The organism is Oceanobacillus sp. FSL K6-3682, from assembly GCF_037976165.1.
In the GTDB taxonomy this organism is placed as follows: Bacteria; Bacillota; Bacilli; order Bacillales; family Amphibacillaceae; genus Oceanobacillus; species Oceanobacillus sojae.
On record NZ_CP150263.1, the window covers coordinates 3,312,654 to 3,329,673 of the forward strand.

18 protein-coding genes and 1 riboswitch are annotated in these 17,020 nt (G+C 37.2%); of the genes, 6 read left to right on the top strand and 12 right to left on the bottom strand.

All coding sequences use genetic code 11. The features are described from left to right. Nucleotides 1–41 precede the first annotated feature (41 nt). A complete protein-coding gene (locus MHH51_RS16465) occupies nt 42–560 on the top strand; it encodes a phosphatidylglycerophosphatase A (protein WP_147211613.1) in 519 nt (172 codons plus the stop codon). A 52-nt stretch (nt 561–612) separates the two neighbouring features. On the opposite strand, the gene MHH51_RS16470 is transcribed toward MHH51_RS16465, so the two are convergent. The 3 genes from MHH51_RS16470 to MHH51_RS16480 all read right to left on the bottom strand — a co-directional run bounded on the left by MHH51_RS16470 (nt 613) and on the right by MHH51_RS16480 (nt 2,545). Continuing rightward, nucleotides 613–1,380: a TIGR01457 family HAD-type hydrolase gene (locus tag MHH51_RS16470; protein WP_339282533.1), complete on the bottom strand. Its 768-nt coding sequence runs from the start codon at nt 1,378–1,380 to the stop codon at nt 613–615. A gap of 61 nt (nt 1,381–1,441) precedes the next feature. Beyond that, nucleotides 1,442–2,077: a DeoR family transcriptional regulator gene (locus MHH51_RS16475; protein ID WP_147211615.1), complete on the bottom strand. Its 636-nt coding sequence runs from the start codon at nt 2,075–2,077 to the stop codon at nt 1,442–1,444. A 30-nt stretch (nt 2,078–2,107) separates the two neighbouring features. Continuing rightward, nucleotides 2,108–2,545, bottom strand: coding sequence for a DUF86 domain-containing protein (locus tag MHH51_RS16480; RefSeq protein WP_156988562.1), 438 nt, complete (start codon nt 2,543–2,545; stop codon nt 2,108–2,110). 161 nt (nt 2,546–2,706) lie between these two features. On the opposite strand from MHH51_RS16480, the gene MHH51_RS16485 reads away from it, so the two are divergent. Both MHH51_RS16485 and MHH51_RS16490 read left to right on the top strand, forming a co-directional pair. Continuing rightward, nucleotides 2,707–4,137: an amidase gene (locus MHH51_RS16485; RefSeq protein ID WP_156988559.1), complete on the top strand. Its 1,431-nt coding sequence runs from the start codon at nt 2,707–2,709 to the stop codon at nt 4,135–4,137. A 62-nt stretch (nt 4,138–4,199) separates the two neighbouring features. Next, on the top strand, nt 4,200–4,445 hold the full coding sequence (locus MHH51_RS16490; protein WP_147211618.1) for a hypothetical protein: 246 nt from the start codon (nt 4,200–4,202) through the stop codon (nt 4,443–4,445). A gap of 74 nt (nt 4,446–4,519) precedes the next feature. On the opposite strand, the gene MHH51_RS16495 is transcribed toward MHH51_RS16490, so the two are convergent. Further along, nucleotides 4,520–4,795 carry a YutD family protein gene (locus tag MHH51_RS16495; protein ID WP_077602125.1) on the bottom strand — a complete coding sequence of 92 codons (276 nt, stop codon included), beginning with the start codon at nt 4,793–4,795 and terminating at the stop codon, nt 4,520–4,522. Nucleotides 4,796–4,998: 203 nt separating this feature from the next. Here MHH51_RS16495 and MHH51_RS16500 point away from each other — a divergent pair, with 203 nt between their 5' ends. Next, a complete protein-coding gene (locus tag MHH51_RS16500) occupies nt 4,999–5,544 on the top strand; it encodes a YhcN/YlaJ family sporulation lipoprotein (RefSeq protein WP_246145194.1) in 546 nt (181 codons plus the stop codon). A 68-nt stretch (nt 5,545–5,612) separates the two neighbouring features. After that, nucleotides 5,613–6,560 carry a M23 family metallopeptidase gene (locus MHH51_RS16505; protein WP_339286313.1) on the top strand — a complete coding sequence of 316 codons (948 nt, stop codon included), beginning with the start codon at nt 5,613–5,615 and terminating at the stop codon, nt 6,558–6,560. Between the two features lie 82 nt (nt 6,561–6,642). On the opposite strand, the gene MHH51_RS16510 is transcribed toward MHH51_RS16505, so the two are convergent. From MHH51_RS16510 to MHH51_RS16540, 7 genes are all read right to left on the bottom strand, one after another. Beyond that, complete coding sequence (locus MHH51_RS16510; protein ID WP_147211620.1) at nt 6,643–6,744, bottom strand: methionine/alanine import family NSS transporter small subunit; 102 nt, start codon at nt 6,742–6,744, stop codon at nt 6,643–6,645. Nucleotides 6,745–6,758: 14 nt separating this feature from the next. Next, entirely contained in the window at nt 6,759–8,282 is a 1,524-nt protein-coding gene (locus tag MHH51_RS16515; protein WP_339282534.1) for a sodium-dependent transporter, read from the bottom strand. A gap of 273 nt (nt 8,283–8,555) precedes the next feature. Beyond that, nucleotides 8,556–10,118, bottom strand: a complete 1,563-nt coding sequence (locus MHH51_RS16520; RefSeq protein ID WP_339282535.1) for a Na+/H+ antiporter NhaC family protein — start codon at nt 10,116–10,118, stop codon at nt 8,556–8,558. Nucleotides 10,119–10,356: 238 nt separating this feature from the next. Continuing rightward, nucleotides 10,357–10,532, bottom strand: a riboswitch (Lysine riboswitch). Nucleotides 10,533–10,577: 45 nt separating this feature from the next. After that, nucleotides 10,578–11,369, bottom strand: a complete 792-nt coding sequence (yunB, locus tag MHH51_RS16525; protein WP_339282536.1) for a sporulation protein YunB — start codon at nt 11,367–11,369, stop codon at nt 10,578–10,580. Nucleotides 11,370–11,584: 215 nt separating this feature from the next. Next, nucleotides 11,585–11,893, bottom strand: a complete 309-nt coding sequence (locus MHH51_RS16530) for a DUF1805 domain-containing protein (RefSeq protein ID WP_339282537.1) — start codon at nt 11,891–11,893, stop codon at nt 11,585–11,587. An 82-nt stretch (nt 11,894–11,975) separates the two neighbouring features. Then, nucleotides 11,976–13,370 carry a bifunctional UDP-sugar hydrolase/5'-nucleotidase gene (locus MHH51_RS16535; RefSeq protein ID WP_339282538.1) on the bottom strand — a complete coding sequence of 465 codons (1,395 nt, stop codon included), beginning with the start codon at nt 13,368–13,370 and terminating at the stop codon, nt 11,976–11,978. Between the two features lie 13 nt (nt 13,371–13,383). Then, complete coding sequence (locus MHH51_RS16540; RefSeq protein WP_339282539.1) at nt 13,384–14,214, bottom strand: sulfite exporter TauE/SafE family protein; 831 nt, start codon at nt 14,212–14,214, stop codon at nt 13,384–13,386. 294 nt (nt 14,215–14,508) lie between these two features. Between MHH51_RS16540 and MHH51_RS16545 the strand changes: the two genes are divergently transcribed. After that, nucleotides 14,509–15,540, top strand: coding sequence for an aldose epimerase family protein (locus MHH51_RS16545; protein WP_156988556.1), 1,032 nt, complete (start codon nt 14,509–14,511; stop codon nt 15,538–15,540). 71 nt (nt 15,541–15,611) lie between these two features. On the opposite strand, the gene MHH51_RS16550 is transcribed toward MHH51_RS16545, so the two are convergent. After that, on the bottom strand, nt 15,612–16,763 hold the full coding sequence (locus tag MHH51_RS16550; RefSeq protein ID WP_147211625.1) for an ROK family transcriptional regulator: 1,152 nt from the start codon (nt 16,761–16,763) through the stop codon (nt 15,612–15,614). Nucleotides 16,764–17,020 lie beyond the last annotated feature (257 nt).

Consider the following 17,020-nt stretch of genomic DNA (forward strand, 5'->3'; position numbering starts at 1 on the left):
GACTATACAATCATATTAAATCGAAAAAGGTGTGTTTTAGAATGACGAAATATACAAGTAAAACAAAATTGGAAGTAAGAGCAAGACAATTGCTAAAAGAACGTGGTGTAAAAATAGATGATATTGCCGAATTGGTATACTATCTGCAGTCAAAATATCATACAGATTTAACAATGGATAAATGCCGTTTTAACGTGAATCGTGTTTTGACCAAAAGAGAAGTTCAAAATGCTGTTATAACGGGTATTGAATTAGACATGCTGGCAGAGAAGAAATTATTAAGCGAGCCGCTTCAGGAAACAATTCAAATTGATGAAGGGTTATATGGAATCGATGAAGTAATTGCCTTATCTATTGTTAATGTATACGGGTCCATTGGCTTAACTAATTTTGGTTATATTGATAAACAGAAGCCCGGTATTTTAGAAAAACTAAATGATAAAAGCAGTGGCGAAATTCATACATTCTTAGATGACATCGTTGGTGCTATCGCTGCAGCAGCATCCAGCCGTCTCGCTCATGGAGATGCAGAGAACGAGCATGAGGAACTGGACGGATAAAAAAAGAAAAGCATTCATATTCTGTTTTATATAGAATATGAATGCCTTTGTATTACTCAAAAGTCCATTCTGATAAATTTTCAATTATATAGGTCGGTTGTTCCTCAAAAGCCACCAATTCTTCCTTAGAGGTAACTCCTGTATGAACAAATAGAGTTTCCACACCTGCATTAAATCCTGATTGGATATCCGTTTGATAATTGTCCCCCACCATTAAAACATCCTCTTTCGGAAAACCAAGCACATCTAATGCCTCTTTCATAATAATTGTATCCGGTTTTCCAATAAAAACCGGATTTTGCTGTGTACTGGTTTGCACCAATGCTGTAAAAGCGCCATTACCAGGTCCCATTCCCGCTTCAGTCGGAATGGCATGATCCCGGTTGGTGGAAATAAACTGTGCACCTTTTCTGATAGCAATACATGCTGTCGCAAGCTTATTATAATTAATATCTCTGTCTAACCCTACAACAACAGCATCCACATCTGTACTGTCTGTCAATTGGATACCATGTTCCTTTATCGGCTCCTTCAAACCACTTTGTCCAATACAGTAGCATGTTTTTACAGACTGGTCCTGTAAATATTTTGCAGTAGCCATACTGCTTGTAACAACCTGATTATGATCTGCCTTAATCCCTAATCTGTTTAACTTTTCAGCCACTTCCTGGGTACTTTTAGTAGAATTATTCGTTACAAACACATAGGGAATATTTCTGTCTGCTAATTGCTGAACAAATGGAACAGCTTCGGGAATGACCTCATTCCCTCTATACATTGTTCCATCTAAATCAATAAGATATCCTTTATAGTTTTTCACGTTATTACCTCTCTATCTCTATTCCGCCATTGAAATTTATAATACCATGCTGTCTAATCAATCACTCTGAGGTTGCAGCAATTCTCCATTGACAGCATTTCTCCCCGTCAACAAGCAATGATTTTGTCTTTATTTCCTGATTCGGAAATAAAGCTTCGTACATTTCTTTTTCATGCTGGCACATGACCGGATAATCCTTTGCCACTTCTAAAAAGGGACAATGAAAATTATTTAAATGAAATCCACCCCGTCCCTTATTCTCCACTTGAAACATATAACCGCTTTTGTTCTGCAGATCCTTCAAAGCAGCTATTTTCTCTTCAGTAGTCGAATACTTATCTAAATACTTCTTTAATTGTTCTTTTTCCTTGGTTGATTGTTTTTTAAGAAGATCACTGATAAGCTGGTTTCCCTGTAATTCTTCTAAGTCATGAAGCAAATCTAACGAGAGTTCTTTATAGCGATTGGGAAAACGTACCTGGCTCTGTTCTGTCAGGCTATATGTGTGATAGGGCCGCCCAATCTCTTTTTTATGCTGCTGTACTTCAATAAACCCCTCTTGTACAAGCGTATGGAGCTGTTTCCTGACAGCTGTCTCAGAAATAGCAAAGTTCTCCATAATGGCATCCATTGTTAACGTTCCCTGTTCCTTCAGCACCCGGATAATCTTATCCTTTGTCGAGATACGTTTTCCCATCCGCTTAAGCCCCCTTTTTAAGCATGCTTGTTACTTATTAGTAAAAGCATTTGCAACGCCTAATTCATTCTGCAGATATTTATCAATCCAATCTGAAAAGTGCATGAATATATTTAAATTCTCTTTGAAAAACTGTTCTAAGCTTTTATGATCGATTGTCTGGTAATCATGTACTAAAGGTTTCCGCCAGAGAATGAGCGCTTTATAAGCTCCCTCTTCCTCCACAGGAATAACTTTTTCATCCACTAAAATATCAATAATATCCTCATAACTGCCGGGATCTCTCATAATAAATCCGTCTATCATCATATTCCCGACGTCCAGCGTTCCTTCAATAAAAATATGCGCCATACGCTCTAATGCCAGATAATCTATTTTGCTTTTATAGGAATGATTTCTCAATGTATCTAAAATGTCAGTCATAAATATCAGTGTGCGCCTAATTTTTTCTTGATCTACAAAATACATTATTGATACCTCCAAAAACGTCTATACTATTATCATATCATAATTACCAGAGTAATTTCACCGGACTTTCATTGAAAATAAAGAAGACAAACGAATTTTATCCTTCTTTTTCAAAAACATGGTATAGTAAGTCTAATAAGAACTAAGGGGACGTATGCACATTGGAAAAGCTACAAATTTTAAAAATGGATGCAAGCAGTATTGCAACGGCAATAAAAAAGAAACAAATTACCTCAGTAGAAGCTGTGACAGTTTTTATAGAACGAATTAAAGAAATTAATCCTTCTATCAACGCTGTTGTGGAAGACCGTTTTTCTGAAGCGCTGCAAGAAGCACATGAAGCAGATGAGCAGCTTCAAAACAATAAATCTGTAGGCAGATTACATGGCGTACCAATCAGTATCAAGGAATGCCTCCATGTGAAAGGGATGAAGACAACAGGAGGCTTAGAGCATCGCCAGGATCTTATTTACCAGGAGGATGCCGAAGTTGTAGATCAATTAAAGCAGGAGGGAGCCATTATTCTTGGAAAAACCAATACACCTGCACTTTGCTTTTGTCAAGAGACAGATAATAAACTATATGGCAGAACGAATAACCCTTGGGATCCAACTAAAACTGCCGGCGGATCAAGTGGTGGAGAAGGTGCACTGCTGGCGGCTGGCGGCGCAGCAGTTGGTATTGGTTCTGATGTTGGCGGGTCCATTCGTTTTCCAGCGCATTTTAATGGTGTTATCGGCTTCAAGCCAGGCAACGCTACCGTATCCGTCGAAGGACATTTCCCAGCGGTTCAGCATGACCTGCAAAAACGTATGCTTACTGTGGGGCCAATGGGAAAGTCCGTTCAGGATATGCAGCTTATCTACGAAATTTTATCTCATTCGCCTGTAAAGCCGCAAACTTTGCGTGAATTTAAAATAGAGATATTACCGCTGAATCCCGGCTACCCTCTTTCTACAAAGACAGGACAATTATTAGGACAGCTGGCGAATTTCCTTGAAAAAATTTATAATGTCCAGCAGATTATGCCACCTTATTTTAGAGATAGTGCATTAATCTGGCAGGAAGTGATGTCCATCAATGGAAGTAAATTAGTTGAAGATGAAGCATTTAATAATGACCGCTCCGGCTTACTGCGCTCGTTTTTAAGAGAAAAACTGAACCAGCGCACAAAAGTTCATCCTTATTTATCCTGGGCAATCATGGGAGCTAAAATGTTCAAGCCTTCCCGAAAAAGAATCATGGAAATCACTGATATTCTCCAGCAGGGAGATGAACTGTTAAAGACATATTTAGATAAGCGCCTGCTGATTCTACCTGTTTATTATCAATCTGCGCTGGAGCATGGCCAGGTTTTTAAAGAGATCTTTTCTATCCGGAAAACATATTTGCAATATATGCCGTATACAGCATACGCAAATGTATGGGGACTTCCTTCACTTACTGTGCCTGTTGGTGAAGATGAGAAAAACATGCCGATAGGAGTACAGATAATCAGTGGGACTGGAAATGAAGACGCCATTTTCCGGCTTGGAAAATTACTTACTAAGCGTTTTCGCGGATATAAAATAGCTCCGGTGGAAGAACGGTAATTATTAGTAGGCGTTATTTCCCTCCATCTGTACAAAATGAAATTATAAGGAGGGAAATGAAGATGCCGAAAAAAGATTATCAAGAGCTCTCAACAGTTCAAAAACAGCATGATGCTTTAATTCCAGAGGAGTTTCCAGAAGGATCTTATGGATCAGATATTCGTGAAAATGATTTAGTTTCCGGAAAATCGACAGATTGGGAAGAAGGCCAGCAGCGGACCAGTGCATTTACCTATGCGGATAAAGAACAGCATAAAAAGCTGCAGAGAAGAGCGCCCGGGGCGCATCCATTAGGGAAAGAAGATTAACGTTTATTACGGTATAAAAAAAGAAGTTCAAGAAGCCTTCTTATTCCATCATAAGAAGATATATTGAACTTCTTTTATTTTTGCACTTTTTTCAAAACAAAATAGGCACAGCCAAAATTGCAATATTCATACATATAATCCTGAAAACAGCTGATTTTAGCATCAATGGGGGCTTTGGCGTGATTATCATGATAAAACCCTTTTAGGCGCAGCTGTTCATAAGCCCAATCTCCGACAATAAAATCATATTTCGATAAAACCTCAGAATAACGTTCCTTGATAGCCTCTGCTTCAAAGCCATTTTTATTTTCTTCAATTAATTCATATGTTTTCCCATTTAATTCAATCATGAGAGGACACCTACATTCCTTTTCAATTATTCTTAGTTTATCACAGAAACAGTTAGAAAAACCAGAAAAAATTACCTGCATGAATTACGCTTCTTTTCTAAAACTAACATATAAAGAAAATCCAAAAAAACGGCAGCAAAAGAAAATATGTCTGTTCTCTTTGCTCAACCGCGTTCAAAAAATCTTAGAAAGGATAAATGAATATGAACAAAGGAATAGGAATTATCGTATTAACTGTTTTTATGACACTTGCAGGCTGTGCAGCTGACCAAAACAATACAGAATCAGATCCATTAGATCCAAAAAACAGAAGGCCGGAGATGGAATCAAATACTAACTCGCCATCACGTGATCAGCTTGGTTTTGTCCGCTATACACAGGATGAATTTGAGCAGAATAATCAATCCGAACCAAAAGCAATTCATGTTGACAGAAATGAAATGGCTGATATGATTACCCGTATTTTACTACAAAACCCTGATTTTAAAGAAGTGGCGACATTGGTGACGGATGAAGAAGCTTTAATCGCATTTGAAGCATCTAATAATATTTCTAAACAGGAAGCTATTAAAAATGCAGAAAAAACAGCACTATCCATCCTTCCCGGCTACTATACAATTCATGCTTCTGACGACAAAAGCTTAATTCAAAATATTGAAACACTGCATTATTCCGTTATGGAGGATGACGACTTAGATATTGATCCATTGGTTCAGACAATCGTTGATTCCATGAAGAAAGACGACTAAAGAGAAATAAAATATCTATATTTTATAAGGAGGTGATCCATCTGGTTAGAATTCGCAATGTTACACTGATGATGCTTTGTTTCTTTTTTATTTTTCAAACAGCCTCTTTGGTACAAGCAGATCCAGAAAATCAAATATATACAGACAGAATGGCTTTATTTAAAAAAATAGAAACAATTACACAAGTCCCGTGGTACTATTTCGCAGCGATGGACAATTACGAGCGGAATACACTTCCTTCCACTGAAGAAGAAAAAGTTATTTCAATTCAATTCGATGAGACAGAATGGTTTGGTTTAGGAAACGCTGCTAAATCAACGGAACAGGATATTATAAGGCAATTCGGCGGAATTGGTAAGGACGGGAATGACGATAATCAAGCAGATTCTAATGATCCAGAAGACATCCTCTATACGATGGCAAATCACATTTTATCCTATGGCTTACAGGAGGATGATATAAAAATTGCAATTTGGGAGCATTATAAACGTGATTTAACTGTACAAACTATCATGAATACCGCAAAAGTGTTTCAAAAATTTGGTGATATTCATTTAACAGACCGGGCTTTCCCCCTAGATACGAATTATAATTACAGCTACCGAAGTACATGGGGAGACCGCCGTGGATTTGGCGGCTTACGAATTCATGAGGGTACAGATATTTTCGCTTCCTATGGGGTTCCGGTACGCTCAACAACGTATGGAGTTGTTGAAATGATGGGCTGGAACCTATATGGAGGCTGGCGTATCGGAATTCGTGACATTTATAATATTTATCATTACTATGCACATATGAGCGGATTTGACGAAGAGATAAAAGTTGGTCAGGTCGTGCAGCCTGGCGATATACTGGGCAGTGTCGGATCGACAGGTTACGGCCCGCCGGGGACATCCGGTAAATTTCCTCCGCATCTTCATTACGGCATGTATAAAGATAATGGGTACAGTGAATTTTCATTTGATCCCTATCCTTTTATTTCGAAATGGGAACGTATGGAGAAAAATAACAATTAAATTTGTATTGGCAATATGGTGTGTATCCCATTTTTAACGGAGTACACACCATATTTTAAATACAATAATAATTTTATAAAGCTTATCCTTTACCTTTTTGAACTGCATTCCAAATACTGGCTGCTAACCCTCCCCATATAATAACGATACCGATAATCATTACAATAATTGCTGAAGCACTCATAAGCATGTTACCTCCTATTTATCGTCGTAATCAGATAACGAATCATTGGATTTCCATTTCATTGATGCCAGAACAACTCCAAGCACTAATACACCGGCTACTACTGCCCAGCCCGTATTATTTATAAAGGCATTGGAGTAGTTTTCATAATTCCCAGAGTCTGTGTCAAACTCTCTCATTAAATTCAGCTTAAACAGTCCAAACATCATATAACCCATTACAATCGGTGTAATAACAGCTATGCTGATCGTCCACCATGAACCAAGACGAATATCTGAAATTTCATTGGCATGATTTTTAAGTATATTGGTTTTACGAAGAATCCAGGCAATTAAGACTACTTCAACAAGACCGATCATGGCCACACCGAATTGATTAATAAAATAATCAATATTATCTAAGAAGTATAAGCCGCCTTTAGAAGCGTATAATAATGAAAGTAGTGCTGCAAGACCTCCACCAAAAAGAACAGCTTTCGATCTTGAAATTTTGAATTTATCTACCAATGCAGCTACATAAGTCTCAGTAATAGACATTAAGGATGTTATTCCGGCAAGAGTCAACGATATAAAGAATAGCGCCCCGAACAACCCGTTAAATGCCGGCAATTCATTAATAATAGCAGGGAATACAACAAACGCAAGCCCAACTCCTCCAGCTACAACTTCATCCACACTAACACCAGCTGAAGAGGCCATAAATCCTAATATTCCAAATACACCAATTCCAGCTAATAGCTCAAAACCGGAATTTCCAAACCCGACAATAAATGCGTTATTCGTAATATCTGATTTTTTAGGCAAATAACTTGAATAAGTAATCATAATTGCAAAAGCAATAGATAAACTAAAGAAAATTTGTCCATATGCTGCAATCCATACACTTGGTGACAAAATTTGACTGAAATCAGGTGTAAAAAACGCATTCAAGCCTTCCATTGCACCAGGTAAAGTGACTGCTCTAATTACAACAACAAGAAATACAATAAGAAGTAAAGGAATAAAAATACGGTTTGCAACCTCAATTCCTTTTTTAACACCTCGGAATAAGATTCCAAGTACTAACAGCCAGGTAATAATCAGCGGAATTAACACGCCTGGTACCAAGCCGCCTATTTGACCAGGAATTTCAGCTAACTGCAGATACTCTCCAAATAAAAAACCTTCTGTATCTGCTCCCCAAGTTTGATTAAAAGAAAAGATAGAGTAAGATATTGCCCAGGCAATAATCACTGAATAGTATGTTGAAATGACAAATGCGACAAGTACTGCCCACCATCCGATAAATTCTGTTTTCTTATTAATTCTTCGAAACGTTAAAGGGGCAGATCCACGATACTTTTGACCCATTGCAAATTCCATAATTAAAATAGGAATACCTGCTGTCAATAAAGCAAATAAATAAGGTATAAAGAATGCTCCGCCACCGTTCTCATAAGCAACTGCCGGAAAACGCCATATATTTCCTAAACCAATCGCTGATCCGACAGCAGCCATTATAAACCCGGCTCGTGTTCCCCATTGTGAACGATTTTCCATCCATGATAACCTCCTTTTTAATAAGTAAATCATAATGAAAGCGCTTTTAAAATAGAATAATAACAAAAATCATTACTTTCAGACTATTCAATTGTATTATATCTCTTCCTCAACTTTTGTCAATATCCAATAATGGAAATTATAGTATTTAATTACAGAAAGATAAAAATCACATAAAAAAGCACCTAGTACAAAAGCTTATGCAGAAATATTGTATGACAATAGAAGATATTCAAAAAGCTTGGAATACTAAAATGTATTCCAAGCCCTTCGTTAAGATGCCTTCTTTTTTCTCTGAATAAATAATATCTGTGTAAACCAGACAATCCCTATCAAGAGAATAACCGTCAAAGCTAAAGCAACCCAGGTTGAATGGGTAAGTCCGACAACAAAGAAGCCGATTAAAGCTGTAAATGCTGCAATGAAAGCATACGGCAGCTGCGTAAGAACATGATCAATATGATGTGCACCTGCTCCAGTTGCAGATAAAACTGTTGTATCGGAAATCGGTGAACAATGATCTCCAAATACTGCTCCAGCAAGCACAGCCGCTAAGGCAGGTAAAAATAATTCCATATCTGTATTCGCCATAATTTCTGCCGCGATCGGAAGCATAATACCAAAAGTTCCCCATGATGATCCAGTCGCTAAAGCCATTAATCCGGCAATAATAAATAAGATTGCCGGCAGATAATCTGCTGAAATAGACGAGTTATTTACTAGGCCTGCTAAATAACTCCCTGTCCCTAATTCACCAATAATAGAACCGATCATCCAGGCAAGAATAAGAATATTAATTGCTGGAATCATTGTTTTAAAGCCTTCTACAAAAATTCTTCTCATATCTGAGCGAGGTTTTCTCTGCTTCATATGAAAAATAACTGAAGTAAGAACTGCTGTGACACCGCCAATAATTAAGGAAAGATTGACATCTGTATTTGCAAAAGCGTCTATGATGGATGCACTGCCTTCTGTTTCCCTTACCCCTGTTCCAATCATAGCAATCACCGTAACAATAAATAATACAATAATAGGAATAATTAGATGAAAAACTTTCCCGTCCCTATGCGGATCAAATACATCGCCTAAATCTCCCGATACTTGATTTCTTTTCGGATCAAGCAATTCTCCTTCTTCTCTTGCTCTTTTTTCATGTGTATACATTGGACCTATATCAAAATGAAAATACGCTACAATGAATACTAAAATAATTGAAGCAATAGCATAAAAGTTCAAAGGTATCATTTGTATAAATGCTTCAATCGGCTGAATTGTTGTAATACCATTTACTGCAAATAAACTGCCTAAAATACCAATAATATAAGCTCCCCAGCTTGATATTGGTGCTATTACTGTAACCGGAGCAGAACTGGAATCGATATAGTATGCCAGTTTTGCACGGGAAATATTTTGTCTGTCCGTCACAGGTCTCGCAATTTGTCCAACTGCTAAGCTGTTAAAATAATCGTCTATAAAAATAATCAATCCAATAACAGCAGTCATCAGCTCTGCACCGGTACGTGTCCTTACACGCTGCAGCATCCAGTCCCCAAAAGCTTTTGCTCCGCCGGATGCCTGCAAAAATGCAGTAAGCACCCCTAAGAAAAGGAGAAAACTAATTAATAATAGGTTCCCGGTTTCTATTGATCCATTTGCATAAAAAATAGTATAGAACACAGTCCATATTTCTTTTAATGTTGCCCCTATATGAAAATTACTTAATAATAATGCCCCTACTACAATCCCTGTTCCTATTGAGATAAGAACCTTTCTTGTTAACACCACTAATATCAGCATGACAATTGCAGGTATCAACGACCAAAATGTACCATCCATATTAAAACCTCCATCTATTTATTTCCCGGCTCAGGATAAATATCCCTGTGCTAGATTGACGACGCGCGGAGAATAAAAACAATTTAATAATCTCCTCCCGCGTTCACAACCGATTCGAAATAAGGAAACCAGACAAGGCAATTTCTGCAAAAAATGATGAAAATCTCCTTGTGAACGCAAAAAAACAATGATAGAAAATAACCTACCATTGTTTCACCAATTCACGTTATCCTCCATTTCGATCAGTAGTTCTCCATGTAAATTATTACATGACAGCATAGTACTTTTTCAGTAATATGCCAGCAATATAAAGTACGACCCCTTTATATACTTCGGCAAACTATCCTTTCTCCGGCAATCACAGTTGTCATTCTCCTGCTGGATACTTATATAATTTGCGCCTCTACCTCACCGATCTGATAAGGTTTTTATTCAACTAAACTGTACTATACTACATCTTTAATCCTTCTGCAAATCATCTTTCGGAATGGCAATATTCGGAACATTCCCATCTCCTCCATAAAAATCGGGTACTTTGCCCATAATTGCTCCTCCGTCCAAATAAAGTTCAGTATGTACTGTTCTTACTTCCGAAGTAAATGGCACAATAATCTGTACATCAGCTTCTACATTAATATACAAAGAGACCCAAGCTCCATTAATACCAAACTCTTCTTTTTTGTCTACAATATTCGTCCGTACAGCTCCGACAACCTCCATATTAATTGGGATTTTGGGGCCTAAATTAGCTAATACAGAATTCCCTGTTATTTGCCCTAAAGGAATCTCAATCAAAGTAGGATCTACTTGAGCCCTTCCTTCTGCACCACCCTCATAGTCATCTGGTTCATGCAGATTATGTTCAAATTCAAGCTGCTCTCCACGATTTACATAAGTAAAAAATTCTTCAACCCGGTCTGTAGCTACTCTGTTAACTTCACCGATGACTGCCGGGTTCCAGTTATATGTTACAAAATTTCCTTCATTATCATATGTGATTGTAACCATATCTTCAAATCCATAATCCTCTACATAATTAACAGCAGAATTAATCGCTCTTGTTGCAAATTCATCTGCTTTTCGTTTAGCAATATCAATAATAATCGGTTCAATTTTAACATTAATCAAGTAAAAGCTGAAACCAACCGCTGTAAAAAACAAGATAAATGTCAGCATCAGAATGGAGCGCCGGGATGGAGGCATTCTTCTTTTTCTTCTTGGCCGATATCGATACCGTTTTTTAAACCTCAACGAAACAACCCCCCTCCTTTATAATTTATGCATCTGTTGAAGTGAATTAGAACAATGTAAAGCGGATTAACATATACGCAATATTTTTTCTCATTCAGAATATTAGAAGAGGACACACAAACACCATTTCATGATATTGAAATACAAAAAACACTTTTTTCATTTCATACTAAAACAGCATGAATAAAAGAAGTGTTTTTTTGTCTTTAAACATATTATGATATTTTAAGCAATGCTTCCTTTCCGGTAATTCCTACTTCCCACCCGTGCTCCTTGGAAGCATCTGTAATTTTTTGTAATGGAGCATTCAACAATTGATCAATGGTTCTTACTCCCATTGCGCGGCCGGCAATGACATTTCTTTCTTTCAGCTTAGGTATTTCATTGAAAATATCAACATCCAGTGCTGCACACATAATGTACCCTATATCATTACTAATCGTTAATAAGGTTGTTTTTGGCAGCTCAACACTTACTGCTGTAAAAATAATTCCATCCACCTCAAGAGGTTCTACCGTAATCATAAAAAAAGCCCCCCTCTGTTATTCTCTCGTGATAAGTGTATGCAGAGAAGGGGGAGAACGTCACAAGTGGAAGTGACAGTGTCTAAGACTGCTTTACAGCATAGGCTAATAGATCACGTAAAAACTCTGGTACAAAATATTGTTTTTTCGCAGAACGGGCAATTTCCGGCAGCAGCTGGCCAAGGGTAAATACATCCGCAGTAGCAACATAGTAAGTTTTATCTGGATTAATCGGGTAACCATTTTCTGTATAAACCTGCTTTACATAAATATCACCATTACGATGAAAAGCTGTCTCTACCCTGATCCCAGAGAAAATCATTTTACCTAAAATTTCTCCCCGAAAGCCAAATCCTTTTAATTTCAGTTCTGTAAAAGAGGTAGAAAGCGATGCTCTGACTGTCTCTACAATTTCATCTCCTCTTAAATCAACAAGGACAGGATTAATCGGATGCGGACAAATCCGGTGAAGATCTCCTTTTGTAATTGCTCCAGCCGGCAGTGAATCTAATAATACCCCAGCATTCAGCATTGCGATATCTGCATTGGTCCATCTTTTGAGTACTTTTGTCAAAGATTGGATAATTGGCGTTTCTCCAAACCATTTTACCTCAAGAGGCTCTTCCACAACTGCTACTACCTGATCCAAATAATGATTTGCCTGCTGCAATAATTGCTGCAGATGCTCTTCAGTCTTCAAATCCTTTACGCTGTCTATTAAACTTACTGCATCCGCTTCTTTAGAGATAATCTGCTTCTTTTCATGATCCCAGATAACCTCTACTTCACCCATATAGTAACAATGCTTCCCAGCTGCAGTTATCAGGGTCTGATTTACCACTTCACCTTCTTCTAATAAGTGATGCGTATGTCCGCCAATAATAACATCAATATCCGGATATCTCCTCGAAATTTCCTGGTCCACTGAAATTCCTAAATGTGAAAGCAGAATAATCATATCTGTTTCTCTGGCTAATTCTTCTATATAGCTTTCAATAATGTCAAATTCATTTTCTACATTCCAGTCAAGCAGATTATAAAAAGCATTAAATGGAGCCGTTAAGCCTAATACTCCTATCCGTATACCGCTTTCTGTTGTAAATGTATGCGTACGTTTTAACCAAAATGGTGTAAACTCATCCATACTAAATAAATTACTGCACACAACTTGAAAATCCGCCTTATCATATAATTGATATAATTCTTGATGGGACAATGTGATACCCTCATTATTTCCAATCGTCACGATATCATAGCCTGCTTCATTTAATAACTCTACATTGGCCAGCCCACTTGAGGCTTCTGTAATAGGATGGGACCGATCCACATGATCTCCTACATCCATCGTAAAGTAAGATTCTTTATTTTGCTTTCTTAAGTCTTGCTTCTCTTTTAAAAATGCTGTTACTCTTGGCCACTGTTCAAAATTACTATGCAAATCGTTTGTATAGTAAAAATAAATTTTTTCTTCAGACATACTTCACCCGCCCCTAACCGATACCTTGTAAAATCATCCGAATTCCCATTATAATCAATAAGATTCTTAAAAACAGCTCCAATAACGAGCTTGAAATCTTTTGGTTTGTAAATGCACCCAGCTTACCGCCAATCCATGCTCCAGGAATGAAGAAAAGTACATAGGCCCACTCAATATTGCCGAGGGCAACATGCGTTATGCTTCCAAATAAGCTGACGAAAATAATCATAAACATAGAGGTAGCTGTTGCAATATGTGCAGGAAAACCAAATACAAGCAGCATAACTGGAACCATAATTGCTCCTCCGCCTATACCAAAAAAGCCTGACAGCATCCCGACAAAGAACGCAATGACAATAGCAGGTACTATTTGAATTTTATATGTATATATTTCTGCTCCTATTTTCGTCTGGCGTGATCCTTTTTCAGATTCATCTGCTTTTCGCGGCTTAATTCCTTTTAACTGTCTGTAAAAAAGAATTGCGGCAATAATAATGATTAAAATACCAAAATAAATATAAAATGTATTTGCCTGAACAAATTGATTAAACCAGGCTCCGCACATACTCCCTGGAATACTGCCGATTAAAAACAGTCCGCCTGCTTTATAATCAATCCGTTTTGTCTTTGCAAAGGATAAAGCAGAAGATATACCTGTAAAAAACATAACCAGCAGCGACATTGCTACGACTGTTTGAGGTGTCACCCACTCAAAGCCTTCTATATTACCGCTGGCAAGGAATAGTAATGGAATTAATACGACTCCGCCTCCGAGTCCTGCCAGACTTCCAACAAACGCCGCCAGCATAGCGACAGCAAAACAAATAAGAATAACTAATACCACCAAGTACACCTTCTTTCTATATCTTTATAATATCATATTGTAGACTAGTTGAAAGTTAACAAACTTCATACTGGATGTATTGATTTTCATCCTAATAAAATAAACCATTTTTATGTAATTTTGTAAGTACACCTATTGCATCATTTATCTAATTTATGCTTATTCCCTATTGCCAAAGACGCCTTAAAAAGTTAGAATATTATCAATAAGTTAATTAATTAAATTAATTATTTTAGTTATTGTAATAAATTAGCTAAATAAATTGACGTTGCTTGTCGAAAAGAAGGTGAAAGCATGGACATACATGTAAAAGAAGTTGTCAATGGATGGAAAGAATTCACATTAACAAATAACATCATTGAAATCAGCATACTCAATTATGGTGGGATTATCACAAGGCTGTCTACACCAGACCGAAGTGGGAATGCAGAAAATATTGTTTGGACTTTTAAAGATTATCATAACTATGAAAAAAACCCGTTGTATTTAGGAGCTTTAATTGGAAGGGTTGCCGGACGAATACCTGATGGCCAGTTCAAGATAAATCAGCAAGCTTATCAGTTGGAACAAAATGAAGGTACAAGTCATTTACACGGCGGATCAGGCGGCTTTCATCAAATTCTGTGGGATACGCAAATAAAAAAAACAGAATCAACAGCAGTATTACAATTAACAACAAAAGATATAGCATCTGCAGGCAGCTATCCAGGCTGTCTAAATGTATCTATTACCTATCGCCTTACCAGTAAAAATGAATTTTCTATACATTATCATGCTATCCCAGATGCAGCAACCACACTTTCATTAACAAACCACACTTATTTTAATTTAACCGGAAATATGAAAAATTCTATTTACCAGCATCATATCACCATGCCTGGCAGCACCATTTTAGAATTGGATAACAACTTATTACCGTCAGGTCATCTCATCGATGTAACAGATACAGCATTTGATTTCCGTTCCGGGGCTTTACTGGGGAAGGGATTAAAATCCTTACCTGACATAAAACAATTAGCTCTGGCTGACGGCTATGATCATTACTTTGTATTTGAAAATAAAAAAAGTTATATCGATGTTTATGAACAATCAAGTGGGAGAACCTTATCTATAGAAACGAACCAGCCGGGCATGGTTATGTACACTGCTAATCAAGGCTCCCAAGGATATGTATTGGAGCATGGATCTTTGCCTGCTCATTATGGTGTTTGTTTTGAAACGGCAAATACACCATTAGCACTTTATCAAGACCGTCTTCCCTCTATGATTCTGCAGGCAGGAGAGCGTTATGATAAAACAACTACCTTCAGATTTGGCACAAGCTAGTCTTCTTATAATATAAGAAACAGGACATCTTATCTATAGAAAGAATGTCCTGTTTTACATCTTCAGTCTATTTAATTGAAAATCTCTACTAAAACAAGAGCTGTTGCCCCTAACAGCGCAGCATCCTTGCCTAATTTACTGACAACTACCTTTGTTTCTTTAGCTTCTGGTGTTAAAGCATGTTGAGCAATGGTTTTATGTACTGTCGGAAGAAGCATTTCCTCAGCATTCATTACACCACCACCAAGCACAATCAGCTTTGGATTAACCACATGAATGAGATTGGTTATTCCTATGCCTATAAGTTTTCCAGTCTCTTCAAAAACCTCTTTTAAAGATGTATTCCCATTCTGTACTGCTTCATATACATCCTTTCCAGAATCATAATACTCTTCACTTAATTTATTTGCTCTTCTTGCTATAGATGATCCAGAAATAAATGTCTGCAGACAGCCTTTATTCCCGCATTCACAAACCTCCCCATGTATATCAATCATCATATGGCCAATCTCACCGGCTATATCCTGCGCTCCATGATAAAGGCTTCCATCAACCACAAGACCAGAGCCGACACCATTTCCGATATTAACAGTCATCATACTGTCCTGCTCCCCGTATTCTCCAAACCATGATTCTCCCAGAGCCATTGCCCTTGCATCATTTTCAACATATACTTCCAGATTAAATTCTTTCTCTAATGTTTCTTTAATTGGTATGTTTTCTAACCCTAACGAAGGGGCAATTAAAGAAGTTCCTGTCTCTACCTGTACAACACCATGCATGGCAACACCGATACCAAGCACCTTTTCAGGCTGATGTATCTTTGATAAAATATCACGGATTCCAGTGGATAGTATATCTAAAAACCGCTCTTTAGACATATCCTTTGGAAATAGCGTGCTGATACGTTCATAGATTGTTCCAGATAAATCTGATAATATTACATCAACTCTGCTTGAACCGGAATCTACACCAATTATATAGAAATGATGATAATTGATTTCCAGCATTGTTGGTTTACGTCCGCCATTAGATTTTCCTAAATCTTTTTCCTTTACCAGACCTTCTTCTAATAATTCCTTTACAAAGCTGCTCACAGTTGGGGGGGTTAATTTTGATTCTTTTGCAATTTGTGCTCTGGAAATAGGACCATCTTTGCGAATTTTATTAAGCACTAATGATTTATTTACGGACTTCATTAATTTAAAGGTTCCTCGCTGCATATAAATTCCTCCACCGTGAAATGAAACTTCTTTTCTTCCTTCTTTTGTAGTTTTTCGTAGAATCTTAATCCGTCTAACTATGATTACGAGATTTTAATTTGTTATATTTTTATTATACTGTAATTACTCCTTCCAGGAATAATCATTTTCATTTATTGTTCAACAAAAAATGTTAATAACATGCTAAGTTTATTTGCATTATAGCATATTGTATCTGTTTTACATCACGAAACGTTTGTTAGTGCTTATACTTTTTC